Annotated in this window: 16 protein-coding genes; 8 read left to right on the top strand and 8 right to left on the bottom strand. The window is 67.2% G+C overall.

The annotated features are described in order from the left end of the window. Positions 1 to 26 precede the first annotated feature (26 nt). The gene (gene acnB, locus ACNH6H_RS19865) at positions 27 to 2,618 is read left to right on the top strand and encodes a bifunctional aconitate hydratase 2/2-methylisocitrate dehydratase (RefSeq protein WP_418320036.1); all 2,592 of its coding nucleotides are present in this window, start codon (positions 27 to 29) and stop codon (positions 2,616 to 2,618) included. Positions 2,619 to 2,685: 67 nt separating this feature from the next. Here the strand turns inward: acnB and ACNH6H_RS19860 are convergent, their stop codons facing one another. Then, the gene (locus ACNH6H_RS19860) at positions 2,686 to 3,888 is read right to left on the bottom strand and encodes an ammonium transporter (protein WP_418320035.1); all 1,203 of its coding nucleotides are present in this window, start codon (positions 3,886 to 3,888) and stop codon (positions 2,686 to 2,688) included. Positions 3,889 to 4,092: 204 nt separating this feature from the next. Then, positions 4,093 to 5,544, bottom strand: coding sequence for an exodeoxyribonuclease I (sbcB, locus tag ACNH6H_RS19855; RefSeq protein ID WP_418320034.1), 1,452 nt, complete (start codon positions 5,542 to 5,544; stop codon positions 4,093 to 4,095). 135 nt (positions 5,545 to 5,679) lie between these two features. Between sbcB and acnA the strand changes: the two genes are divergently transcribed. Further along, positions 5,680 to 8,472, top strand: coding sequence for an aconitate hydratase AcnA (gene acnA, locus ACNH6H_RS19850; RefSeq protein WP_418320033.1), 2,793 nt, complete (start codon positions 5,680 to 5,682; stop codon positions 8,470 to 8,472). Positions 8,473 to 8,477: 5 nt separating this feature from the next. On the opposite strand, the gene ACNH6H_RS19845 is transcribed toward acnA, so the two are convergent. Together ACNH6H_RS19845 and ACNH6H_RS19840 are read right to left on the bottom strand one after the other, a co-directional pair. After that, positions 8,478 to 8,861 carry an ArsC family reductase gene (locus ACNH6H_RS19845; RefSeq protein ID WP_418320032.1) on the bottom strand — a complete coding sequence of 128 codons (384 nt, stop codon included), beginning with the start codon at positions 8,859 to 8,861 and terminating at the stop codon, positions 8,478 to 8,480. 26 nt (positions 8,862 to 8,887) lie between these two features. Further along, on the bottom strand, positions 8,888 to 9,451 hold the full coding sequence (locus tag ACNH6H_RS19840; protein WP_418320031.1) for a hypothetical protein: 564 nt from the start codon (positions 9,449 to 9,451) through the stop codon (positions 8,888 to 8,890). Positions 9,452 to 9,642: 191 nt separating this feature from the next. Here ACNH6H_RS19840 and ACNH6H_RS19835 point away from each other — a divergent pair, with 191 nt between their 5' ends. Beyond that, positions 9,643 to 10,212: a PaaI family thioesterase gene (locus tag ACNH6H_RS19835; RefSeq protein ID WP_418320030.1), complete on the top strand. Its 570-nt coding sequence runs from the start codon at positions 9,643 to 9,645 to the stop codon at positions 10,210 to 10,212. Positions 10,213 to 10,350: 138 nt separating this feature from the next. Then, entirely contained in the window at positions 10,351 to 10,788 is a 438-nt protein-coding gene (locus ACNH6H_RS19830; RefSeq protein ID WP_418320028.1) for a VOC family protein, read from the top strand. 21 nt (positions 10,789 to 10,809) lie between these two features. On the opposite strand, the gene eda is transcribed toward ACNH6H_RS19830, so the two are convergent. The 3 genes from eda to ACNH6H_RS19815 all read right to left on the bottom strand — a co-directional run bounded on the left by eda (position 10,810) and on the right by ACNH6H_RS19815 (position 15,634). Beyond that, complete coding sequence (eda, locus tag ACNH6H_RS19825; RefSeq protein ID WP_418320026.1) at positions 10,810 to 11,439, bottom strand: bifunctional 4-hydroxy-2-oxoglutarate aldolase/2-dehydro-3-deoxy-phosphogluconate aldolase; 630 nt, start codon at positions 11,437 to 11,439, stop codon at positions 10,810 to 10,812. 55 nt (positions 11,440 to 11,494) lie between these two features. Next, a complete protein-coding gene (gene edd, locus ACNH6H_RS19820; RefSeq protein WP_418320024.1) occupies positions 11,495 to 13,336 on the bottom strand; it encodes a phosphogluconate dehydratase in 1,842 nt (613 codons plus the stop codon). A gap of 135 nt (positions 13,337 to 13,471) precedes the next feature. Further along, positions 13,472 to 15,634 (bottom strand): AsmA family protein, encoded by a 2,163-nt coding sequence (locus ACNH6H_RS19815; protein ID WP_418320022.1) that lies wholly within the window; start codon positions 15,632 to 15,634, stop codon positions 13,472 to 13,474. A gap of 177 nt (positions 15,635 to 15,811) precedes the next feature. On the opposite strand from ACNH6H_RS19815, the gene ACNH6H_RS19810 reads away from it, so the two are divergent. The 4 genes from ACNH6H_RS19810 to ACNH6H_RS19795 all read left to right on the top strand — a co-directional run bounded on the left by ACNH6H_RS19810 (position 15,812) and on the right by ACNH6H_RS19795 (position 20,442). Continuing rightward, positions 15,812 to 16,519, top strand: a complete 708-nt coding sequence (locus ACNH6H_RS19810) for a response regulator (RefSeq protein WP_418320020.1) — start codon at positions 15,812 to 15,814, stop codon at positions 16,517 to 16,519. After that, complete coding sequence (locus ACNH6H_RS19805; protein ID WP_418320018.1) at positions 16,516 to 17,841, top strand: ATP-binding protein; 1,326 nt, start codon at positions 16,516 to 16,518, stop codon at positions 17,839 to 17,841. The genes ACNH6H_RS19810 and ACNH6H_RS19805 overlap by 4 nt, the downstream gene beginning before the upstream one ends. A gap of 96 nt (positions 17,842 to 17,937) precedes the next feature. Continuing rightward, on the top strand, positions 17,938 to 19,458 hold the full coding sequence (locus tag ACNH6H_RS19800) for a Do family serine endopeptidase (RefSeq protein ID WP_418320017.1): 1,521 nt from the start codon (positions 17,938 to 17,940) through the stop codon (positions 19,456 to 19,458). Positions 19,459 to 19,497: 39 nt separating this feature from the next. Continuing rightward, on the top strand, positions 19,498 to 20,442 hold the full coding sequence (locus ACNH6H_RS19795) for a cyanophycinase (RefSeq protein WP_418320016.1): 945 nt from the start codon (positions 19,498 to 19,500) through the stop codon (positions 20,440 to 20,442). A 15-nt stretch (positions 20,443 to 20,457) separates the two neighbouring features. Here ACNH6H_RS19795 and ACNH6H_RS19790 read toward each other — a convergent pair whose 3' ends face one another. Beyond that, on the bottom strand, positions 20,458 to 24,537 hold the full coding sequence (locus ACNH6H_RS19790) for a PAS-domain containing protein (protein ID WP_418320015.1): 4,080 nt from the start codon (positions 24,535 to 24,537) through the stop codon (positions 20,458 to 20,460). Positions 24,538 to 24,745 lie beyond the last annotated feature (208 nt).

Raw genomic sequence — 24,745 nt, 5'->3', positions numbered from 1 at the left:
CTCGAACCCCTTCCGGAGAACCAGACATGTTGCAAGCCTATCGTCAACACGCCGCCGAACGCGCCGCGCTCGGCATCCCGCCGCTGCCGCTCGATGCCCAGCAAGTCGCCGAACTGGTCGAGCTGATCAAGACCCCGCCCGCCGGCGAGGCCGAGTTTCTGCTCGACCTGCTGACGCACCGCGTGCCACCGGGTGTCGATGACGCGGCCAAGGTGAAGGCCTCGTTTCTCGCCGCAGTCGCGCACGGCGACATCGCCGTTGCGCTGATCTCGAAGGCAAAGGCGACCGAACTGCTCGGCACGATGGTCGGCGGCTACAACGTCAAGCCGCTGATCGACCTGCTCGACGACGCCGATGTCGCCGAGATTGCCGCCGCGGGCCTGAAGAAGACGCTGCTGATGTTCGACTTCTTCCACGACGTCGCCGAAAAGGCGAAGGCCGGCAATGCGCAGGCAAAGGCGATCGTGCAAAGCTGGGCCGATGCCGAGTGGTTCACCAGCCGGCCCGAAGTGTCGAAAAAGGTCACCGTGACCGTCTTCAAGGTGCCCGGCGAAACCAATACCGACGACCTGTCGCCGGCGCCCGACGCCTGGAGCCGGCCGGACATCCCGCTGCACTACCTGGCGATGCTGAAGAATACCCGCCAGGGTGCGGCCTTCACGCCGGAGGAAGACGGCAAGCGCGGACCGATCGCCTTCATCGAGGAACTGAAGAAAAAGGGCAACCTCGTCGCCTATGTCGGCGATGTCGTCGGCACCGGATCGAGCCGCAAGAGCGCGACCAACAGCGTGATCTGGGCGACCGGCCAGGACATTCCGTTCGTCCCGAACAAGCGTTTCGGCGGCGTCACGCTCGGCGGCAAGATCGCGCCGATCTTCTTCAACACGCAGGAGGATTCGGGTGCTTTGCCGATCGAGGTCGATGTCGACAAACTCGAGATGGGCGATGTCGTCGACATCCTGCCGTACGAGGGCAAGATCGTCCGCAATGGCGAGGCGGTCGCCGAATTCCAGCTGAAGAGCGACGTGCTGCTCGACGAGGTGCGCGCCGGCGGGCGCATCAACCTGATCATCGGCCGCTCACTGACCGCGAAGGCGCGCGAATTTCTCGGCCTGCCGGCATCGACGCAGTTCCGCCTGCCGCAGCCGCCGGCCGAGACCAAGGCCGGTTTCACGCTGGCGCAGAAAATGGTCGGCCGCGCAGTCGGCCTGCCCGAGGGCCAGGGCGTTCGCCCGGGCACCTACTGCGAGCCGAAGATGACGACCGTCGGCAGCCAGGATACGACCGGCCCGATGACCCGCGATGAACTGAAGGACCTCGCCTGCCTCGGCTTCTCGGCCGATCTGGTGATGCAGAGCTTCTGCCACACCGCGGCCTATCCGAAGCCGGTCGACGTGAAGACGCACCGCGAACTGCCCGAATTCATCAGCAACCGCGGCGGCGTCTCGCTGCGGCCCGGTGACGGCGTGATCCACAGCTGGCTGAACCGTTTGCTGCTGCCCGATACCGTCGGCACCGGCGGCGACAGCCACACCCGATTCCCGATCGGCATCAGCTTCCCGGCCGGCTCCGGCCTGGTTGCATTCGGCGCAGCCACCGGCGTGATGCCGCTCGACATGCCGGAATCGGTGCTGGTGCGCTTCAAGGGCAAGATGCAGCCCGGCATCACGCTGCGCGACCTGGTGCATGCGATCCCGCTGTATGCGATCCGGGCCGGCCTGCTGACGGTTGCGAAAGCCGGCAAGAAAAACATCTTCTCCGGCCGCATCCTCGAGATCGAAGGGCTGCCGGACCTGAAGGTCGAGCAGGCGTTCGAGCTGAGTGATGCCAGCGCCGAGCGCAGCGCCGCCGGTTGCACCGTCAAGCTGAACCCGGCGCCGATCAAGGAATACCTGACCAGCAACGTCGTGCTGATGAAAAACATGATCGCCGACGGCTACCAGGACAAGCGCACGCTGCAGCGGCGCATCGAGGCGGTCGAGGCCTGGCTGGCCAATCCGAACCTGCTCGAAGCCGACAAGGATGCCGAGTACACCGCGGTGATCGAGATCGATCTCGACGAACTGAAGGAGCCGGTGCTGTGCTGCCCGAACGATCCGGACGATGCGCGGCTGCTCAGCGAAGTGGCCGGTACCGCAATCGACGAGGTCTTCATCGGCTCGTGCATGACCAACATCGGCCATTTCCGCGCCGCATCGAAGCTGCTCGAAGGCCGGCGTGACATTCCGGTCAAGCTCTGGGTCGCGCCGCCGACCAAGATGGATGCGCAGGAGCTGACGAAGGAAGGCCACTACGGCACCTTCGGCACCGCCGGCGCGCGCATCGAGATGCCCGGCTGCAGCCTGTGCATGGGCAACCAGGCGCAGGTCCGGGAAGGCGCCACCGTCGTCTCGACCAGCACCCGCAACTTCCCGAACCGGCTCGGCAAGAATTCGAACGTCTATCTGGCGTCGGCGGAGCTTGCCGCGATCGCGTCGAAACTCGGCCGCATCCCGACTCTGGCCGAATACCAGGCCGACATGGGCGTGATCAACCAGGACGGCAGCGCGATCTACAAATACATGAACTTCGACCAGATCGAGGAATATGCCGAAACGGCGAAACGCGTGACCGCCTGATCCTCTGGCGTCTCCGCTGATCGACAACGGCCCGCCGGGGCAACCCGGCGGGCCGTTGCTTTTGCGCCTACCAGGCCGCCTCGCGCTCGGGCGTCGCGCCGATGCGGTGGATCGACAGGTCGGCGCCGTCGTATTCCTGCTCCTGCGTCAGCCGCAGCGGCGTGACGAGGCGGATGCCGCCATAAACGAGGAAACCGCCAAGCAGCGCCCAGCCAACACCGACTGCGGTGCCGATCAACTGCGCGGTCAGCGAGACGCCACCGAGCCCACCGAGCGCCTGCGAGCCGAAGATGCCGCAGGCGATGCCGCCCCAGGCGCCACACAGGCCGTGCAGCGGCCAGACGCCGAGCACGTCGTCGATCTTCCAGCGGTTCTGCGTCAATGTGAACATCGCGACGAAGATCGCGCCGCCGATTGCGCCTGCGACCAGCGAGCCGAGCGGATGCATCACGTCCGAGCCGGCACACACCGCGACCAGTCCGGCCAGCGGCCCGTTGTACGCAAAGCCGGGGTCGTTGCGGCCGAGCAGCGCCGCGGCGAGCGTGCCACCGACCATCGCCATCAGCGAATTGACCGCGACCAGGCCGGAGATCTTGTCGATCGTCTGCGCGCTCATCACATTGAAGCCGAACCAGCCGACCGTCAGGATCCACGCGCCGAGCGCGAGGAACGGGATGCTCGACGGCGGGTGCGCGCTGATGCCGCCGTCCTTGCGATAGCGGTTGCGGCGCGCGCCGAGCAGCAGCACGGCGGCCAGCGCGATCCAGCCACCGACCGCATGGACGACGACGCTGCCGGCAAAATCGTGGAAATCGGCACCGGTCAGCTGGTTGATCCACGCCTGCATGTTGAAGCGGCCTCCCCACACCGCCCCCTCGAACAGCGGATAAACCACCGCAACGATGAGGCCGGTGGCGACCAGCTGCGGGCCGAAACGCGAGCGTTCGGCAATGCCGCCGGAGACGATCGCCGGGATCGCCGCGGCAAAGGTCAGCAGGAAAAAGAACTTGACGAGTTCATAGCCGCTTTTTGCGGCCAGCGTGTCGGCACCGCTGAAGAAGTCGATGCCATAGGCCACCGTATAACCGACCAGAAAATAGGCCAGCGTCGAGACCGAAAAATCGACCAGGATCTTGACCAGCGCATTGACCTGATTTTTCTGCCGCACCGTGCCGAGTTCGAGAAAGGCAAAACCGGCGTGCATTGCCAGCACCATGATGGCGCCGAGCAAGATGAACAAGGCATCGGTGCCCTGCTTGACCTGATCCATGAAAGCTCCACAACGCGCCGCCTCGGTGCACGGCGCACCGATTCAGACGGCAGACGGCAGCGCAAAGCAACATTCGTTCCAGACTGGTGCATCAGGCGCACCATCGATGGCAGCTCCGGAGCCCGCGCCGCGAATGCACTGTGGCAAGGCGTTCGATGCACCGCGGTGGAGCCAGCCTCGCGGATCAACCCATTGCGGTGCGCCTCAGTGGTGCTCCGGCGCGATCTCGGTCGCGTACTCGACGAGATCTCCAAGGATCTGCTGGCTGCGCTCGTCGTCGGTGGCTTCACCGAGCTCGTCGATGTGCTCGAAATAGGCCTGCAGCGTCTGCGCGCCGCCGGCGCCGCCGTGCAGCCGATCGGCACGGTGGCTTTCCCAGCGCAGGTTTTCCGCCGGGCTGAGGGTCTGCGGAAAATTGCGGGCGCGGTAGCGGAAGACCAGTTCGGCGAGCCGAGGATCGTCGAAAACATGCGGTCGGTCGGCCAGTTGCTCCGGTTCGGTCGCCCGTATGCGCTGCAACACGCGGCGGTCGTCGTTGGAGACAAATCCACCGTACAAGTCCTCGTCGATGTCGATGACCGAGGCCGGATCGACCGCCCGCTCGAAGACGCCCGGCCAGATGCCGGCCATCGACGGGCCGTGTTGCGCGGCCAGCTGCGCATGGCGGTGTGCGGCGGCGATGTCGATGCCCCAGTCGGCGGCGCGTTCGTCGCCGAGCGTCTTCAGGTTCGAGATCACGACCGGCGACTTGTTCAGGTGGATGGTCTTGATCGGCAGCCGCTCGACACCGGCCGGCAGCGCATCGGCACGGCTGAACAGCCGCTCGCGGATCTCGGCGACGCCGAGCGTGAACAGTTCGCTCGGATCGAACGCCAGATCCCAGACGATCAGCTCGTTGCGATTGGTCGGATGGGGTGCCAGCGGCCAGACGATCGCCAGGCAGCCGCGCTCGGTGCCATACATCCCGGAGATGTGCAGGAACGGCGCGCCGGCCTGCTGGGCGCGGTTCATCTCGCGCACCACCTCGTGTTTGCTGCGCAGGCGCAGGCAGAAATCCCACAGCCGCGGCTGGTTTTGCCGGACCAGCCGCGCCAGCGCAATCGTCGCGCGCACGTCCGACAAGGCATCGTGCGCCGCATCGTGGGCAAGACCATTCGCCTGCGTCAGATGCTCGAGCTTGAACGACGGCTGGCCCAGTTCATTGCGCGGCCAGCTGATGCCGTCGGGGCGCAGCGCATGGCAGCAGCGCAACACGTCGAGCAGGTCCCAGCGGCCGCATTCGTTCTGCCACTCGCGCGCATACGGATCGATCAGGCTGCGCCAGAACAGGAAACGCGTCACCTCGTCATCGAAACGGATGCTGTTGTAGCCGACGCCGACGGTGCCGGGAAAGGCCAGCTCCGACTCGATCTGCGCGGCAAATTCGTGCTCGGCGACACCCTCGGCGAGGCATTGCTGCGGCAGGATGCCGGTCAGCAGGCAGGCTTCCGGTTCGGGCAGATAGTCCGGCGCCGGCCGACAGAACATCATCCGCGGCGCACCGACCTCGTTCAGTTCGGCATCGGTGCGGATGCCGGCAAACTGCGACGGCCGATCGCGGCGCGGCGAGCGGCCGAAGGTCTCATAGTCGTGCCAGTAGAAACTGAAGTTGCTCATTGCGGCGGCTGCATCGTGATGCGACGACGATAGCGCATCGACCACGGCGGGCGAATCGTCCTGCCAGGGGTGTCGGTAGCGACAATGAGCAAGGCTGACAGGCACAATCGCCGAGAACCAACGCAAGGAGTCCGCATGGCCAGGTCCAACCAAACCGCTGCAACCCGCCTTGGCGCCGCCGCGTCACATCCGTTTGCGAAGACGCTGAAGACCTTCAAGACCGCCTCCGGCAAGGTCGGCCGTTTCCACTCGCTGCCCGAACTGGCAAAGCAGTTCCCGAATGTCTCGCGGCTGCCGGTATCGATCCGCATCGTTCTCGAATCGGTGCTGCGCAACTGCGACGGCAAGAAGGTGACTGCCGAACACGTCGCCGAGCTGGCGAACTGGCAGCCGACCGCGGTGCGCAGCGAGGAAATCCCGTTCGTCGTGGCCCGCGTCGTGCTGCAGGATTTCACCGGCGTGCCGCTGCTGGTCGACCTCGCCGCGATGCGCAATGTCGCGGCGGATACGGGCCGCAATCCGAAGGCGATCGAGCCGCTGGTGCCGGTCGACCTGGTCGTCGACCACAGCATCATGGTCGACTACTACGGCAGCAGCAAGGCGCTCGACCTGAACATGAAACTCGAGTTCAAGCGCAACGAGGAGCGCTACCAGTTCATGAAATGGGGGATGCAGGCCTTCGACACCTTCCGCGTCGTGCCGCCGGGATTCGGCATCGTCCACCAGGTCAATCTCGAATACCTCGCGCGCGGCGTCTTCAAGAGCAAGCTTGCGGCGCGTGGTGAAGCACCGGTTTATTACCCCGATACGCTGGTCGGCACCGACAGCCACACGACGATGATCAACGGCATCGGCGTCGTCGGCTGGGGCGTCGGCGGCATCGAGGCCGAGGCCGGCATGCTCGGCCAGCCGGTCTATTTTCTGACCCCCGACGTCGTCGGCTTCGAATTGCGCGGCCGCCTGCGCGAAGGCGTCACCGCCACCGACCTGGTGCTGACAGTCACCGAAATCCTGCGCCGGCACAAGGTGGTCGGCAAATTCGTCGAATTTTTCGGCGAAGGCACGGCGAGCCTGGCGCTGCCGGATCGCGCGACGATCGGCAACATGGCGCCCGAATATGGCGCAACGATGGGCTTCTTCCCGGTCGACGAGCGGACGATCGACTATTTCCGCGGCACTGGCCGCAGCAAGGCCGAGATCGAGGCCTTCGAGGCCTATTTCCGCGCGCAGAAGATGTTCGGCATTCCGCGCGCCGGCGAGGTCGATTATTCGCAGGTTGTCACGCTCGACCTCGGCACCGTCGCGCCGAGCCTGGCCGGCCCGAAGCGGCCGCAGGACCGGATCGAACTCGGCGAGGTGAAAAAGCAATTCGCGTCGCTGTTTTCGATGCCGCCGGTGGAAAACGGCTTCAACCAGCCGGCCGAGCGGCTCGACTTCGTCGCAACGACGCCGAGCGGGCTGAAGATCCGCAACGGCGATGTGCTGATCGCCGCGATCACCTCGTGCACCAACACCTCGAATCCCGGCGTGCTGCTGGCTGCCGGCCTGCTTGCGAAGAAAGCGGTTGCCGCCGGCCTGAAGGTCAAGCCGCACATCAAGACCTCGCTGGCGCCGGGTTCGCGGATCGTCACCGAATACCTCGAGAAGGCCGGCCTGCTGCGCGAACTGGAAAAACTCGGCTTCTACCTCGCCGGCTACGGCTGCACGACCTGCATCGGCAATGCCGGCGACCTGACTGCCGAGATCAATGCAGCGATCAACCAGAACAACCTGGTCTGCGCATCGGTGCTGTCTGGCAACCGCAATTTCGAGGCGCGCATCCATCCGAACATCAAGGCCAACTTCCTCGCCAGCCCGCCGCTGGTGGTGGCTTATGCGATCGCCGGCAGCGTCGGCGTCGACCTGATGAGCGAGCCGCTGGGCATCGGCAAGGGCGGCAAGCCGGTTTTCCTAGGCGATGTCTGGCCGAGCAGCGACGAGATCCATCGCCTGATGAAATTCGCGATGAACGGCCCGGCGTTCAAGACCAACTACGACAAGGTCGCGAGCGACCCGGGCAAGCTGTGGCAACGCATCAAGGGTGTGTCCGGACAGGTCTACGACTGGCCGGAATCGACCTATATCGCGCAGCCGCCGTTCTTCGACGGTTTCGAGATGACGCCCGCACCGGCCGCGTCGGCGATCCGCGGCGCCCGCGCGATGGCCTTGTTCGGCGACTCGATCACGACCGACCACATCTCGCCGGCCGGCTCGATCAAGGAGGACTCACCGGCCGGGCACTGGCTGAAGGAACACGGCGTGCTGAAGGCCGATTTCAATTCCTACGGCTCGCGGCGCGGCAACCATGACGTGATGATGCGCGGCACCTTTGCCAACGTGCGGATCAAGAATCTGATGATCCCGCCGGACGGCACCGGCTCGCGCGAGGAAGGCGGCGTCACGCTGTTCCAGCCATCCGGCGAGAAGATGTTCATCTACGACGCCGCGATGGCCTATATCGCCGCTGGCACGCCGACGGTGGTTTTTGCCGGCGAGGAATATGGCACCGGCTCGTCGCGCGACTGGGCTGCCAAGGGCACGGCACTGCTCGGCATCAAGGCGGTGGTCGCACGCAGCTTCGAGCGCATCCACCGCAGCAACCTGGTCGGCATGGGTGTGCTGCCGCTGCAGTTCACCGGCACCGACAGCTGGGAATCGCTGGGCATCACCGGCAGCGAAAGCTTCGACATCGTGCTGGCCGACGAAATCAGGCCGCAGCAGGAGGCGACGCTGGTGATCCATTCGGCGAACGGCGATCAGCGCGAGGTGAAGTTGATCCTGCGCATCGACACCGCGATCGAGGTCGATTACTACCACCATGGCGGCATCCTGCCGTTCGTGCTGCGCCAGCTGCTCGAGCAGGCGCCGGCGACCGCAAAGGCCGCCTGAAGCGGCTAGGCGGCGGCGCGGTGCGCGAACAACGACGGGTCGAAGCCGACCGTCAGTTCGCCGTCGTGCCAGCGGACGACCGGCCGCTTGATCACGCTCGGCTGCGATTTCATCAGTTCGGCGGCGCTCGCCGCGTCCTGGACCGCGTCGCGGGTGCCGTCGTCGAGTTTGCGCCAGGTCGTTCCCTGGCGATTGAGCAGCCGCTCCCAGCCAACGTCGGCCATCCAGTTTGCAAGATCGTCGGCGTGCACGCCGTGTTTCTTGAAGTCGTGGAAGCGGTAGGCGACGCGGTTGTCGTCGAGCCAGCCGCGCGCGCGCTTGACGCTGTCGCAATTGCTGATGCCGTGGACGATGACCTCGGGGGCGGAACGATCGGGCGGATGCTGCATCGGAGGTCGGTTCTCGGTTGACCGGTTCAAAGTTTGCCGTCGAACAGATGTTCGCACATCGGATCCGGCCCATACGCGGTGTCGACAACCTTGCCGTCATAACCCATGCCGACCTGGAACCACTGGCAGAACGGCGTTTCAAAGCGGTAGGCCCAGACATTCTGGCGCTGGAAGCCGAGGTGCCAGATCGTCGACGGATGGCCGAGCGTGCGCAACACCTGCGACTGGTCCATGCCGCTGCGGATCGCATTGAACCGCGCCTCGCCGCGCACCTGCGCGCTGGCCAGCAGGCGGTCATTGGCATCGAAATCGAACATGTAGGTCGAGGTTGCAAAGCTGCCGCCGCGGTATTCGAGCCGCCGCGTCGCGCTGCCCGTCGTGTCGACCTGCAGATACGGTGGATCGGCCAACGGCTGCGGCAGCACATGGACGCTGGTCGGCGGACCCAGCGCCTGCATCACCTGGCCACTGCTGCTGCCCGGCGCCAGCCTGGTCGGGCCGGTCCCAGCGCAGGCGGCCAGACCGAGCACAACCGCGAGCAGACCGACACACCTGGCGGTCGCGGCTGAGGGTGACAACGATGCGGGCATGGCGGGCTCCTCGAAAAAATGACGGCTGGCAGCGGCAGCGCTGGCCCCAATGTCCGGCAGACGCGGCGCCATTGCCACCACCGCCGGCGAATCCCTACTCGACGTCGGCCCTTTGGCCGCCGCCGCAGACCATCGCGTCGATTGATTGCATATACAATTTTCTGCATCTGCAATCGATCGGAGAGCGACAAATGACCGATTCCCTGCTGGCCGAGCGCGCGACGGCCGAACCATCACCGACGAAGCTGGTCGCCGAGGCCTGGCAACGCGAGGCCGAGCGCATCCTGGCCAACCTGTCCGGGCCCGGTCTGGCGCGACCCGAGCAAGTCGCGGGAAAAACCGGCCTGCAGGTGATGACGGCGATGCTGGAGGGCGCGATCCCGTATCCGGCGATGGCCGAAACGCTCGATTTCCAGTTGATCGAAGTCGGCCCGGGCCGCGCGGTCTTCCAGGGCCGGCCGATGCTGAAGCACTACAACCCGCTTGGTTCGGTGCACGGTGGCTGGTTTGCGACCTTGCTCGATTCGGCGGTGGGTTGCGCCGTCCATACCAGCCTGCCGGCCGGCAAGTCGTATACGACGGCGGAACTGAAGATCAACATCACCCGTCCGCTGACGATCGCGGTGCCGCTGGTGCGGGCGTTCGGCGAGGTGATCCACCTGGGCCGCCGGATGGCAACCGCACACGCGCGGATGGAGGGCCCCGACGGGCGGCTCTATGCCCATGCGTCGACCACCTGCTTCATCTTCGACAACGAATGATCATCGAGTGCAAGCCCGCATCGTGAAGTGCGGATTGCACATCGCGACGACCCTGCGGCATACCCCGACGCATCGGTCGCGGTTCATTGTTTAGGATGAAGCCGAAGCCCCTCTTGACGGGCCGACAGGAGTGCAGACATGTCCAGCGACGCGACGAGCGGTTCCACGGTCATCCCCTGCCTGCGTTATCGCGACGCGCCGGCTGCGATCGACTGGCTGTGCGCAGCATTCGGCTTCGAACGGCGGGCGGTTTACCCTTCCGACGACGGCGGCATCGCCCATGCGCAGCTGGTGCTCGGCGGCGGCATGCTGATGCTCAGTTCGGTGCCGCGCGACGAATCGCCGGTCGACATGCTGCAACGCCAGCCCGATGAAATCGGCGGCTTCGAAACCGAAAGCCCGTATATCGTCGTCGCCGACGCCGATGCCGTCTATGCCAGCGCGAAGGCACAGGGCGCGCAGATCGTCGTCGAGATCCACGATGCCGACTATGGCGGTCGGGGTTTCAGCTGCCGCGACAACGAAGGCCACCTCTGGCACGTCGGCAGCTACGACCCGTGGAAACCGGCAGCGTAATCTGCGCAGCCGGCAGCTCGTTCAACCTGCCGGCCGCAGCTGGCTCGCCTCCTGCGCAAGCCGGGTGATCGCTTTCCAATCCCGGGCCTCGACCAGTTCGGCCGGCGTCAGCCATGAGCCGCCGCAGACCTTGACGTTCGGCAGCGCAAGAAACTCGGGCGCGGTTTTCACGGTGATGCCGCCGGTCGGGCAAAACATCACGTCCTGGAACGGGCCGGCCCACGCTTTCAGCATCGGCAACCCGCCGGCCGCGGTGGCCGGGAAAAATTTCAGAAACTGCATGCCGTCGTCCTGCGCGGTCATGATCTCGCTGGCGGTTGCGACACCGGGCAGCAACGGCAGGCCGATGTTGCGGCAGGCGGTGCCGATCTCGCTCGTATAACCGGGGCTGACGGCAAAGCGGCAGCCGGCATTCAGCGCGGCCCGCGCCTCGGTGGCATTGCGCACCGTGCCTGCGCCGACGATCGCATCGGGCACCGTGCCGGCGATCGCCTCGATGCATTTCATCGCCACCGGCGTGCGCAATGTGATCTCGAGCACCTTGACGCCGCCGGCGACCAAAGCCTCGGCGAGCGGCACGGCATCCTCGACCGCATGCAGCACGATCACCGGAATCACCGGTCCATGATCCGCCAACGACAGGGTTTTCATTCGTCTTCCTTGCAGGATTTGAGGGAGAGCCGGGTCCGACGCATCGTATACGGCATCACAGCCAGGTGATCGCGCCCTCTTCGGCGGTCAGCACATTGCGGCGCATGCCGCCGAACAGATCGCGGCCGAGGCCGTGCGCATTCGTCTCGCTCAATTCTGCGGGCAGCTGCGCCTGCTCGCGGCTGTCCCATTCGGTGGCATCGACCAGCGCTTCGAGTCTGCCGGCCGGCGCATCGAGCCGGATCAGGTCGCCGTCGCGCAGCTTGCCGAGCGGACCGCCGGCGAGCACCTCGGGACTGACATGGATGGCAGCCGGCACCTTGCCCGATGCGCCGCTCATCCTGCCGTCGGTGACCAGCGCGACGCGAAACCCCCTGCCCTGCAATACCGCCAGTGGCGGCGTCAGCTTGTGCAGCTCGGGCATGCCGTTTGCACGCGGCCCCTGGAAGCGGACCACCGCAACAAAATCGCGTTCGAGTTTGCCATCCTTGAAGGCCTGCAACAGCGCTTCCTGGGTGTCGAACAGCAGCGCCGGCGCTTCGATCACATGGCGGTCGTCGGGCACCGACGACACCTTGATCACCGCGCGTCCGAGGTTGCCGGTCAGCAGCTGCAAGCCGCCATGCGGGCTGAATGGCGCAGCGGCCTTGCGCACGACCGATTCGTCGCCGCTTTGCGCCGGCAGCGCCGACCAGTTGATCCGTGTTTCCTCGCCAGAGGCCGGATCGAGCCGCGGCAGTTCGCCATGGGCGCGCAGGCCGCGGCCGCAAACGGTCGGCACATCGTCGTGCATGAAGCCGGCATCGAGCAGTTCGCGGATCACGAAGCCCGGTCCGCCGGCGGCCTGGAACTGGTTGACATCGGCGCTGCCGTTCGGATAAACGCGCGCCAGCAGCGGCGTGACATGCGACAGCTCGGAGAAATCGCTCCAGTCGATCTGGATGCCGGCCGCACGTGCCACCGCGACCCAGTGGATCAGGTGATTCGTCGAGCCACCGGTGGCCAGCAACGCGACCATCGCATTGACGATCACGCGCTCATCGACCATTCGACCGATCGGCGTGAAGCGCGCGCCGTCCGGCCGCGCGCTCGCCATCTCGACCGACAGCCTGACCGCCTCGCGCGTCAGGCCCTCGCGCAGCTGATCGTGGGGGTGGACAAAGGCCGCGCCCGGCACATGCAGGCCCATCGCCTCGAGCAGCATCTGGTTGCTGTTCGCGGTGCCGTAGAAGGTGCAGGTGCCCGGGCCGTGGTAGGCCGCCGATTCGGCTTCGAGCAGTTCGGCCCGGCCGACCTGGCCCTGCGCATACTGCTCGCGGACCTTCGATTTCGCATTGTTCGACAGGCCGGTGCTCATCGGCCCGGCCGGCACGAAGACACACGGCAGGTGGCCGAAATGCAGCGCGCCGATCAACAGGCCGGGAACGATCTTGTCGCACACGCCGAGCAGCAGCGCGGCATCGAAGACGTCGTGGGTCAAGGCGACCGCCGTGCCCATCGCGATCGTGTCGCGCGAGAACAGGCTCAGCTCCATCCCCGGCAGGCCCTGCGTGACACCGTCGCACATCGCGGGCACGCCGCCGGCCACCTGCACCGTCGCGCCGAGCCGGCGCGCCTGGTCGCGGATTACCTGCGGAAAGGATTCATACGGCTGGTGTGCCGACAACATGTCGTTGTAGGCGGTAACGACGCCGATGTGCGGCGCCTTTTCCGCCACCACCTTGAACTTGTCGCTGCCGGGCAGCGCAGCAAACGCGTGTGCGACGTTTGCGCAGCCCATCCGCTCAGGCCCGCGCGGCCGCTTGATCGTTGCGTCGACGCGCGCCAGATAGGCGCTGCGCAGCGCCGCACTGCGCTGCTGGATTCGCTCGGTGACGCGCTGGACGGTCGGGTTCATGGTCGGATCGGCAGGCGCCGCGGCTGCAACAGGGCCCTCCATTCTGATGTAACTTTATTACATCGTCAACCGAACTTTCCGGCACTGCGGTTACAACGGCGCCGGAAGCGGGTGTAACTTTGGGACATCAACCGGTCACGAACGGTTGGCCTGTTTGCGCAATTCGGCCGATCTGGCGGCGAGCGCCGCGCAGCCTTCGGCCTTGTCGTCGGCAGCGCCGGTATCGATCAGCGGGATCAGCGCCGCCAGCGGATTGAGCATCGACAGCAGGCCGGCCGCAATCACCTTGCCGGCCAGCGGTTTTGTTGCCAGCGATATATCGGGTGAGCCCAGCGTGCCCTTCACGTGAATCGGCGTGCGCAGCGACAGCAGGCTGAAATCCTTCGGCGACGTCACCGCACGCAGGTCGAGCGACTCGTCGACGAGCGACACCGAACCATCGACCCAGATGATGGAATCGCGGGTATCGATGACGAAGATGTCGGGCCGCATCAGGCCATTCTTGACATTCATGTCGGCGAGCGCGCAGCTCATGCGCAGCGACTCGTCACCCTTGATCCAGACGCCGAGTGCCTGCGCCAGATCGATGCCGGCCCCCTCGACCAGCAGGTGCGAGACCGTGCCGTTGCGGACTCGCGTGCGCATCCGGCCGTCGAGGCTGCCGAGGATCTCGGCGGTCGAGCGGCCACGGCCGGCCAGGTCGAGCTGACCATCGAGCGTGCCGGAAATATACGGCGGCGCGCCATCTGCGCGAGCCAGCTTCAGCCACTGCTGCAGCAGGATATCCTGCCACTTCAGGTCGGCCTTCCACAATGCGATGTCCTTGCGCCCGTCGAGCCTGAGCGTGCCGGTCACGCTGCCCGACGAGGTTTTCGCAACGATGTCCTTGATCGTCAACACCGCGTCCTGCAGCACCAGGTGGGCGCGCATCGGCTGCAGCGGCTCCAGCCGGGGCGTATTCAGATTGAGCTGCTGGAAGTCGAGCGCGACATTCGCATCCATCGCCCGCAGCGACGGCAGATCGAATTCGCGAGCCGGCAGGACGCGCCCCGGTGCCGCGGTCGAAGCCTTGCGCCGCGGCTCGGCAATATCGACTTCCGGCGTCGTGCCGACGACCGGACCGAGGTCCTTCAACAGCAGCTTCGGTCCGCCGACCTTGCCTTCGAGCAACGGCGTCTCGCGGCCGGCGTCGTAACGCAGCGCCGCATTCAGCCGGCTTTCGCCGATGCGTGCCGAATCGACCTTGACATTCCAGATGTCGTCGCGTTTGGCGACGCTGCCCTCGGTATTGAATGCGCCGGTGGTCGGCAGTGTCACGCCGAGCACGTCGCCGACCGCGGCCAGCGAGCGGCCAGCCACCGCAAACTTGCCATCGATCTCGGTCAACTGCGCAAGTCCACGCACAAACCCGTCGAAACGGAATTTCGCATGGCCGACCGTCGCATCGACCTTGATCGGCGCCTTCGCCTCTGCCGCATCCTCTTCGGTGAGAAACAGCACGCCGTCCGAACTGGCGTCGAGCTTGAACGGCAGACTGCGGTATCGGCCATCGGCCTTGACCTGCAACCCGTTCGGCGGCGTGTCGGCGTTGGCCGAACCGTCGCTGCCGCTGGCGGCCGGTTTTGCCGGCGCAGCAGCATCGCGGGTCACGCGTCCGGAGCCGTCGAGCAATGAATAACGTGCGTCGATGCGGCTGTCGAGCATCGCATCGTCGAGCTTCAGCCGGCCATCGGCGACGAGCAATTCATCGACCCGCGGCAAGCCACTGTCGCGTTCGGGCTTGTCCTTGTCCTTCTTGCCGAACTGCCACGATGCACGGCCGTCCGATTCGCGCTCGAGGACGACAGCCAGCCGGTCGGCGCTGATCAGCCGCACCACCAGCCGCTCGCCTCGCCAGGCCCGCCACAGGTCCGAATAACGCAGCTTCAGGTGGCCGCTGTGGGCATCGAGCATCGGCGGGCCCTTGCTCCATTCGGGTGCGGCGATCGTGATACGCGCCGCACGCACATCGATCCCGCCGAGCAGATGGATTTCGACGCCAGCGGCTTTTTCGCCGTCGGCAAACGTCACCGCCGAGGCAGCCGCAGCGGCGTCGGCCTCGCCCGCACTCGCGCGGAAAGCCACCGGCCGTTTCAGCACCTCGCTGAGACCTAGCTGCATCGGCCCGGCGAGGAAGGGCCAGCCTGCCCACTCCGATATCAGCACGAACGCGAGCAGCAACGCGACGAAGCCGCCACCGGCAAAGGCCAGGCGGCGAGGCCATCGGCTGCGGCTGGATGAGCGGCTGTCTGCAGTCATCGCGGCGGGGTGCGAATCTCCATTGGCAGATCGTCACCGCAACCGGCCCGATCGACGATAGGTGGGCGGCGCAAGCGACTGTGGGCCCGCTCCTACGCAGGCGCCAAGTTGCCCTAAAGTCGACCGCGCGGCGCCAGCCGCCGCTGATGCTGCCTCCCCACAACCCAACCGACAACGATGCGTTTGCTGCTGGTCGAAGACGACAGGATGATCGGCGAAAGCCTGCGCTCTGCATTGCGCGGCGAAGGCCATGCGGTCGATTGGGTGCGTGATCTGGCGGCCGGCCGCGCCAGCCTCGCCAGCGAACGCTTCGACCTGGTATTGCTCGACCTCGGCCTGCCGAGCGGCGGCCCCACGGCTGCCGCATCCGCCGGCGACGGACTCGAGCTGCTGGCCGAGTTGCGCAGCCGCCGCGACCCGACGCCGGTGATCGTGCTGACCGCGCGCGATGCACCGGGCGACCGGGTTCGCGGCCTCGATACCGGTGCCGACGACTACCTCGTCAAGCCGTTCGAACTCGACGAGCTGACGGCGCGGATCCGTGCGGTGATGCGCCGCCATGGCGGACGCAGCGAACCGGTGCTCGAATACCGCGGCGTCAGCTTCGACCCGGCGACCCGCCGCGTGTTGCGCAACGGCGAGCCGGTATTGCTGTCGTCGCGCGAGCTGGCCGTGCTCGAGGCATTGATGATGCGCCCTGGCGCGGTGCTGTCGCGCGCCCAGCTCGAGGACCGCTTGTACGGCTGGGGCGAGGAAATCGAGAGCAATGCGGTGTCGGTCTATATCCACCAGCTGCGGCGCAAGCTCGGCGCCGACTTCATCGGCAACATGCGCGGTGTCGGCTATTTTCTGCAGCCGCCGCCGGCAGCGGGTTCCGATCGATGACGTCGATCCGGCTGCGCCTGCTGCTGATGCTGCTGGCGGTGCTGGCGCTGGCCGCGTTGCTGATGGGCACGGTGGCCTATCGCACCGTGCTCGACGAGACCGAAATCCTGTTCGACTACCAGCTGCGGCAGATGGCCTTGTCGCTGCGCGACCAGGGCGAGATCGCGCCTGACCAGGCGCGCGCCTTCGGCGACGAGGAGCTCGATTTCGTGATCCAGATCTGGACCGTCGACGGCCGCAGCATCTATGCCTCGCGCCGCCACAACCTGGTGCCGGCGCGGGTGCAGCTCGGCTTTGCCGACATCGTCACCGGCAGCGAGGTCTGGCGCACCTTCAGCGTCGCCAGCGACGACCGCGTGATCCAGGTCGCGCAGCCGCGGCGCATCCGGCGCGAGCTGGCAACCGATGCAGCGCTGCGCAGCGTGGCGCCGCTGGCGGTGATCACGCCGTTGCTGGCGCTGCTGAGCTGGTGGACCGCCACCCTGATCCTGCGCCCGCTGTCTGCCGTCGCGGCGGCGGTGCGCCGGCGCGATGCGGCGTCGCTCGATGCGCTGCCGACAGGTGGCCTGCCCGACGAGATTGCGCCGCTGGTCGGCGCACTGAATGAATTGCTGCAACGGCTCGGCATGGCGCTCGAATCGCAACGTGCCTTCGTCGCCGATGCCGCGCATGAACTGCGCACACCGCTGACCGCGCTGAAACTGCAGATCGGCATGCTGCGACGCGCCGACGATCCGGCCGCGCGCCGCAGCGCCGAGCAGCAGCTGGCGGCCGGCATCGACCGGGCGGCGCGGCTGGTCGAGCAATTGCTCGCGCTGGCGCGCCATGAGCCGGGCGCCGCGCCGTTCGCCGGCGAACGGCTCGATCTGGCCGAACTGGCGCGCGGCGTGATCGCCGATCTGGTGCCGCTGGCGGTTGCCGCCGACAAACGCCTGCTGCTGTTTGCCGAACGCCCGGTCGAGGTCGATGGCGACGCGACGGCGCTGGCGCTGCTGGTGCGCAACCTGGTCGACAACGCGCTGCGCCATTCGCCAGCCGGCGCTGCGGTCGAAGTCACGGTCGACGCGCCGGCCGGCCAGCCGCTGCTGCAGGTCGACGATGCCGGGCCGGGCATTCCCGAGGCCGACCGGCAACGCGTCTTCGACCGCTTTTTCCGCCGCGAGCCGGGCGACGGCGACGGCAGCGGCCTCGGACTGGCGATTGTCAGCACCATCGCGAAACGCCACCGCGCCAGTGTCGAGCTCGGCGATTCGACGCGCGGCGGCCTGCGCGCGAGCGTGCGCTTCCCGACGGCCGATCCGCTGCCGGCTGAACCGGCTTAATCCTCGCTTCACCGAGCGCTAATCGAGCCCTCATCGGTGGGTCCGACCATTCGGGGCTGCGGCAATCGCCGCACCCCAGCAATCAAAGGACCGACCATGACGACCTCCACCAAGCCCCTCGTTGCCAGCCTCGTAGCCGCCGGTGTGCTCGCCGGCGGAACCGCCTTCGCATTCGGTCTGCCGCAATGGCTGCAGAGCGGCAAATCGGCACAGACCAGCACGGTCGCGGCCGCCGCGCCGGCATCGACGCCGGCGGTGCCGCGGCTGTCGGTGCAGCAGGGTGCGCCCGACTACCGCGCCATCGTCCGCCAGGCCGGCCCGGCGGTGGTCGGCATCACCGTCGAAGGCCGGCAGCAGGCCGCTGCCGAAATGCAGGGCCTGCCGCCCGGCCTCGAGGACGACCCGTTTTTCCAGTTTTTCCGCGGCATGCCGGGTCTGCAGCCGCCGGGCGGGCGTGGCCAGGCGCCGTCGGTTCCGTTTCGCGGCCAGGGATCCGGCTTCATCATCAGCGCCGACGGCCTGATCCTGACCAATGCACATGTCGTGCGTGATGCGAAGGAAGTGCAGGTCAAGCTCGGCGACCGGCGCGAATATGTCGCCAAGGTGCTCGGCAGCGATCCGGTGACCGATGTCGCGGTGCTGCGCATCGAGGCCGAAGGCCTGCCGACGGTCCGCCTCGGCGATGCCGACCGGCTCGAGGTCGGCGATCCGGTGCTGGCGATCGGTTCGCCTTACGGTTTCGACCAGACGGCGACCCAGGGCATCGTCAGCGCGAAAGGCAGATCGCTGCCCGGCGATGCGGTCGTGCCGTTCATCCAGACCGATGCAGCGGTCAATCCCGGCAATTCGGGCGGCCCACTGTTCGACGGCGACGGCGCGGTGGTCGGCATCAATGCGCAGATCTATTCGCAAAGCGGCGGCTTCCAGGGCCTGAGTTTTGCGATCCCGATCGACGTCGCATTGAAGGTCAAGGACCAGATCGTCGCAACCGGCCAGGCCAGCCACGCGCGGCTCGGCGTGCAGATCCAGGACCTCGACCAGGCGCTGGCCGAGTCGTTCGGCCTGCCGCGGCCGGACGGCGCGCTGGTTGCCCATGTGGCACCGGACAGTGCGGCCAGCCGCGCCGGGCTGCAGCCAGGCGACGTGATCGCCGAGGTCAACGGCAAGCCGATTGTCCGGTCCGGCAATCTGTCGAGCCGGATCGGCCTGGCCACGCCGGGTGACAAGGTGCAGCTGAAGGTCTGGCGCGACAACGCGTGGCGCCAGATCGACGTCAAGCTCGGTGGCGCCGAGACGGTTGCCAGCCGGGACGAGAAGGCAGACGCCGGCGCGGCCGTCGACGGCGGTCGACTCGGCCTGTCGCTGCGCCCGCTGACGCCGCAGGAGCGGCAACACAGCGCAGCCGTCGCGGCCGATCAGGGCCTGCTGATCGAGCAGGTCGGCGGCCCGGCCGCGCGCGCCGGCATCGCGCCGGGTGATGTGCTGCTGGCGATCAACGGCCGCAGCATCCGCTCGGTCGAGCAGGTGCGCGAATCGCTGCAGGACAAGCCGAAGCAGCTGGCCTTGCTGGTCGCGCGCGGCGGCGAACGGATCTTCGTGCCGATCCGCCTCGGCTGAATCCGGCCCGCTTCGCTGCCTTCGGCGACAATCTCGGCGATGAGTGATCGAAGGAGGGTTCTGGTTGGTGCCGGTGCAATGGCGATTGCGACGATGATGCCCGCGGGCGCGGTGACGGCCGGCCGCCGCAGCGGTCGGCTGATCGCGATTGGCGGCGCCGAAGAACGCGGCGCCGACAGCGAGATCCTGCAACGCTTCATCGAACTGAGTGGCGGCAGCGGCGCACGCATCGTTGTCCTGACCGCCGCCAGCATCGACCCGATGGCCGCCGGCAAGGCCTATCGGCGGGCCTTCGAAGCGCTTGGCGTCGAGAACCCCGGCATCGTCGATGCCCGCGACCGCCAACAAGCCGACGACCAGGATGCCGCCACCCGGCTGCGTGAAGCCGACGGCATCTTCATCACCGGCGGCGACCAGCGCCGGCTGATGGCGAGCATCGAAAGCAGTGCATTTGCCGACGCGATGCGCGAGGCGTACGTAAAAAACGGCGCCTGCATTGCCGGCACCAGTGCCGGCGCAGCCGCGCTGTCGGGCAACATGCTGGCCGAGGGCAGCACGCCGGCGTTGCCTGAGAAGGATGCGGCGCGGCTGGACCGCGGCCTCGGCCTGGTATCGCGGGCGATCATCGACCAGCATTTTTCCGAACGCAGGCGGCTCGGCAGGCTGTTGTCGGTGGTCGCCGAGCAGCCGACGCTGCTCGGCCTCGGCATCGACGAGGACACCGGGCTGGTGATCGAGCATGGCCGTGGCATCGAGGTGATCGGCAGAGGTGTCGTGACGCTGCTCGACGGCCGGCAGATGACGTCGAACATCGACGAGATCGAGCCTCGCGACCGGCTCGAGATGCTCGGCGTGCGGCTGCACCTGCTGCCGGCCGGTCACCGTTACCTGTTTGCCGAAGGGCAAGGTGCCGAAGGCAAGCTGCCGCCGTCGCTGCGACAGGCAGTCGGCTTGCTCGTCAACGACGGCGACGGCGTCTACTGACGGCGGCAGCCGGGCTCAGCGCTGCAAGGCGTCGATCAGCTGCGCGCAGTGGCGCAGTGCCTGTTGATAGTCACCGCCAGCCATCGACCGATCGAGCGCGTCGAAACGCTGGTCGCGCAACGATGGGCCGAATGCCGATCGCAACTCCGCAAACACCCGCACCGCATCGTTGTCGGCACTGCTGAGCAATGCCGACAACTGCAGCAGCGCGCGCCGCACCGCCTGCCGGTCGACCTCGTTGCCGGCCGCTGGTGACGCCCTGACCGCGGCATCCCCGTTCGGCTGCAATGCGAGCAGCAGCGCGCCGAGCCCCGGGCTGGCGGCATCGATCGCCAGCCGGGCCGCCGTCGCGATCAGACGCATGTTCTGCACGCTGCGATCGGCGATCAACCGGCGCTCGCTGGCCGCCGCACTGGCCGACAGCGCGGTTGCGCCGAAGGTTGCCGCCAGTCCCTTCAGCGTGTGCAGCAGCCGCAGCAGACTCGCGACATCGTCGGTGGCAGACAGGTCGTTCAGCTGCTTGCGCATCGCCACCAGGTCCTTCACGAAGGCGCGCAGCAGCCTCGCATAGGTCGCTGGCTGGCCGCCGAGTCGAGCGATCGCGGTGCCGATGTCGATGCCCGCAGCGGCAGCGGCTCCGGCAACCGCCGGCTCGAGCAGCGGCATCTGCAACGGCTGCGCTGCAGCGGCGAGCGGCGCCTTCGGCCCGGCATGCTGGCGGATCACCCGCAACAGGTGATCGATGTCGAACGGCTTGCCGATGTGGTCGTTCATGCCGACCGCCATGCTGGCCTCGCGATCCGAGGCCATCGCATTGGCGGTCATCGCGATGATCGGCAGGTCGAGCCGGCCGAGATCCTGGCGAATCCGGCTGGTCGCCGCGAAACCGTCGAGCCGCGGCATCTGCAGGTCCATCAAGACCAGGTCGAATGGCGGATCGGCCGCCGCGACGGCCTCGACGCCGGCCTGTCCATCGTCGGCGATCTGCACCTTCGCGCCCTCGGCTTCGAGCAGTTCGCGGGCGATCTGCTGGTTGTTCGGATTGTCCTCGACGACGAGCAGACGCAGCCCGGCGAGCCGGCTCGACACCGCACGCTGCTGCGACGGCGGCTGCGTTGCCACCCGCTGCCGGCTGCGCGCATCGACGACCGCGTCGCCAAGCATCGATGCGGTGACCGGCTTGACGAGAAAGCGGTCGATCCTCGCCTGTTCGTCGCTGCTGCGCGCATCGAGCACCTCGCGTCCATGGGCGGTGACCATCACGACAACTGGCGCGGCGCCGGCCAGCCCGAGCTCATGGATGCGGTGGCAGGTCTCCCAACCGTCGATGCCCGGCATCAGCCAGTCGACGAATACCGCCTGGTACGGACGCCCGGCGGCAGTTGCCGCATGCAGCCGCGCCAGGCCGCTGTCGCCGTCGGCCGCGACATCGACCGACCAGCCGAGCGAGCGGGCCATCCGCGACAGCACCGCGCGCGCAGTCGGGTGGTCGTCGATGACCAGCGCACGCAGCCCTGGCGGCGAGACCGGCGCGGCGGCATCCGCCGACTGCTCGGCGGCGGCGACCGGCAACGGAATCTCGAAATAAAAGCGGCTGCCGCGGCCCGGTGCGCTGTCGAGTTGCAGCTGCCCGCCCATCAATTCGACCAGCCGCTGGCTGATGCTGACACCGAGCCCGGTACCGCCGAAGCGCCGCGTCGTCGCCGCTTCCGCCTGGATGAACGCATCGAAGATGCTCTGCTGGTTCTCCGGCGCAATGCCGATGCCGGTATCGCGCACCGCGAACCGCAACTGCACCTGCTGCGCATCGCGCGCCAGCAGTTCGATCGAGACGACGACCTCGCCGGCCGCGGTGAACTTGATCGCATTGCTGGCCAGGTTGATCAGCACCTGGTTCAGACGCATTGCGTCGCCGATCAGTTCGCTCGGCACGGCCGGGTCGACATCGAACAGCACTTCGATGCGCTTGTCGCCGATCTGTGCCGACAGGATCACCGACAGGTCGCGCAGCAACTGGTCGGTGCTGAACGGATGCGGGTCGAGCCGCATCTTGCCGGCCTCGACCTTCGAGAAGTCGAGGATGTCGTTCAGCAGGCCGAGCAGCGAACGCGCCGCACCTTCGGTCTTGCTCGCGTAATCGGCCTGCTGAGGCGTCAGCTCGGTCTTGCGCAACAGCGCCAGCATGCCGAGGATCGCATTCATCGGGGTGCGGATCTCGTGGCTTGTATTGGCGAGGAACTGGCTTTTCGCCCTGGAAGCCGCTTCCGCGAATTCGGCCGCGCGGACGACTTCGGTGATGTCGATCCGGAAGCTGATCGTGTGCCCGTCGGCCAGGCGGCGGTCGATGATGCGCAGGCTGCGCCCGTCGTCGAGTTTTTGCAAAAAGGTCGAGTCTGCGGCCCGGTGGGCGGCGACGCGATCGACGACCCACTGCTCGACGTCTTCGGCGGCGGCCGGCACGCGCCCGCTCGCCGCGCCGGCGCGGACGATCTGCTCGAAGCTCGTGCCCGGCACCATCACGCCGGGCACCGGCCGGTACAGCTCGAGGTATTTGTCGTTGCAGAAAACGAGCCGGTCATCGGCGTCGTAGAGCACGAAGGCCTCGCCGATCGCGTCGATCGCGCCACGCAGCAGATCGGCGCTGCGCTGCGCGGCCCGTTCGGCCCGGCGACGCGCGCTGATGTCGATATAGGTCGACACCAGGCCGCCTCCCGGCAAGGGTGCGGTGCGCACCTCGAGCACGGTGCCGTCGCTGCGCTCGCGTTCGAATTGCCGCGGCCCGTCCTGCGCCCGCACTTCGTCGACGATTGCGCTGACCGTGGCTTCGCCGGCGGCGTCGCCGTAATCGCCGCGCTGCGCCTGGAAGCGCACGATGTCGGCCAGTCCGACGCGATCGCGATCGAGCAGTTCGTCCGGCAGGTCGAGCAGCTGACGGAACTGGCGGTTTGCTCGCACCAGTGTCATCTGCGGATCGAAGACACACAGTCCGCAAGGCAGGTTCTCGACGATGCTCGCGAGCAGTTCGTTGTTGCGGCGCAGCGCTGCCGTCCTGCGCTGCGCCAGTGCCTCGGCATGGCTGCGTCCGGTCGATTGCTGCAACAGCAGCAGCGCCAGCAGCGCACTGGCCAGCGCGCCGCCGGCAAGCAGCGCCGTCGGCACCAGAGCGCCAAATCCAGCATCCAGCTGCGGCGCACTGCGCGCCTCCATCAGCAGGCTGCGCCCCGGCAGCTGCAGCGTGACAGTCGCTGCCGGAGGGCTGTCGTCGGCTTCGTTCGACGGACTGGCTGCGGAGCTGAACACTGTCCGCTCGCCGGCATCGGACGCGGCCGGATCGAGCAGACGAAAGTCGATCCGGTCGCGGTGGATGTCGCCGAGGTCGTTCAGCAACTCATCGATCACGATCGGCACATACAACAGGCCGACCAGTCGCGAACGGCGCGCCTCGGCGTCTTTCGGACTGCCCTGCCCTTGATAAACCGGCAGGTAGAGCAGCACGCCCGGCGTCTGCCGCTCGTCCTGCACCAGCGTGATCGGCGCGGTCATCGCTGCCTCGCCGCTGGTGATGGCCTGTTCGGCCGCCGTTCTGCGCTTCAGCTCGGAGCCGACATCGAGACCTCGCGCTTGCAGGTTCTTCGCTTCGGGCTCGATATATTTGATGATCAGATGGTCGCCGGTTGCGGCGCCGTCCAGGCGGCGGTACGAGAAGTCGGCAGCACCGTCGGCCTGCTGTGCGGCAACGAAGTCGGCCAGACGATCCGGTTCGACGCGCTCGATGAAGCCGAAGCCGCGCACACCGGGGAATTCACGCGCGGCATCGCGCGCCTGCACCCAGGTGCGGAAGGTCGAGCGCTCGACCTTGAATCCGGTCGCGGCGTACATCGCGCGCGCGCCGTTCAGCGCGTGCAGCGGCAGGTCGAAGCGCTCGACGATCTCGCGTGCGACGCGATCGACATTGCGGTGGAATTCGGCCTGCGCGGCGGCGTTTTCGCCGCGCTGCGACCACAGTGCGGCGGCGACGCTGAGCCCGAGACCGATCAGCAATACCAGCGCCGGCAACAGCGCCTGGTGCACCGATGGCAGCTGCAGCCTGGCCATCAGCAGCGCTCCCGCCGGCCGCAACCGCAATCAGCACGGAAGGCTTGCCCCGGCCCGGGCGAAAGAAAGGGATGTTCGAACTGCCAGCACATCGGCGACGATTCTCGCCGCCAGCGCGGCTGATTGCGCCCGCCGCGTCGCAGCAGCGCGACGCCGCACATACATTTCGTCACCATTCGACCAGCGCAGGCTGCCGTGTTCCTCGGCG

Source organism: Pseudideonella sakaiensis, from assembly GCF_048320135.1.
GTDB lineage: Bacteria > Pseudomonadota > Gammaproteobacteria > Burkholderiales > Burkholderiaceae_C > Ideonella_A > Ideonella_A sakaiensis_A.
This window is presented reverse-complemented; position numbering and strand designations above follow the sequence as displayed.

Bases quoted from the DNA above. Each gene is read 5' to 3' on its own strand.
- ACNH6H_RS19815 (WP_418320022.1), bottom strand. From the start codon at position 15,634: ATGACTGCAGACAGCCGCTCATCCAGCCGCAGCCGATGGCCTCGCCGC.
- ACNH6H_RS19840 (WP_418320031.1), bottom strand. From the start codon at position 9,451: ATGCCCGCATCGTTGTCACCCTCAGCCGCGACCGCCAGGTGTGTCGGT.
- ACNH6H_RS19860 (WP_418320035.1), bottom strand. From the start codon at position 3,888: ATGGATCAGGTCAAGCAGGGCACCGATGCCTTGTTCATCTTGCTCGGC.
- sbcB (WP_418320034.1), bottom strand. From the start codon at position 5,544: ATGAGCAACTTCAGTTTCTACTGGCACGACTATGAGACCTTCGGCCGC.
- acnB (WP_418320036.1), top strand. From the start codon at position 27: ATGTTGCAAGCCTATCGTCAACACGCCGCCGAACGCGCCGCGCTCGGC.
- ACNH6H_RS19845 (WP_418320032.1), bottom strand. From the start codon at position 8,861: ATGCAGCATCCGCCCGATCGTTCCGCCCCCGAGGTCATCGTCCACGGC.
- ACNH6H_RS19805 (WP_418320018.1), top strand. From the start codon at position 16,516: ATGACGTCGATCCGGCTGCGCCTGCTGCTGATGCTGCTGGCGGTGCTG.
- ACNH6H_RS19830 (WP_418320028.1), top strand. From the start codon at position 10,351: ATGTCCAGCGACGCGACGAGCGGTTCCACGGTCATCCCCTGCCTGCGT.
- ACNH6H_RS19795 (WP_418320016.1), top strand. From the start codon at position 19,498: ATGAGTGATCGAAGGAGGGTTCTGGTTGGTGCCGGTGCAATGGCGATT.
- ACNH6H_RS19790 (WP_418320015.1), bottom strand. From the start codon at position 24,537: ATGGCCAGGCTGCAGCTGCCATCGGTGCACCAGGCGCTGTTGCCGGCG.
- eda (WP_418320026.1), bottom strand. From the start codon at position 11,439: ATGAAAACCCTGTCGTTGGCGGATCATGGACCGGTGATTCCGGTGATC.
- ACNH6H_RS19800 (WP_418320017.1), top strand. From the start codon at position 17,938: ATGACGACCTCCACCAAGCCCCTCGTTGCCAGCCTCGTAGCCGCCGGT.
- edd (WP_418320024.1), bottom strand. From the start codon at position 13,336: ATGAACCCGACCGTCCAGCGCGTCACCGAGCGAATCCAGCAGCGCAGT.
- ACNH6H_RS19810 (WP_418320020.1), top strand. From the start codon at position 15,812: ATGCGTTTGCTGCTGGTCGAAGACGACAGGATGATCGGCGAAAGCCTG.
- ACNH6H_RS19835 (WP_418320030.1), top strand. From the start codon at position 9,643: ATGACCGATTCCCTGCTGGCCGAGCGCGCGACGGCCGAACCATCACCG.
- acnA (WP_418320033.1), top strand. From the start codon at position 5,680: ATGGCCAGGTCCAACCAAACCGCTGCAACCCGCCTTGGCGCCGCCGCG.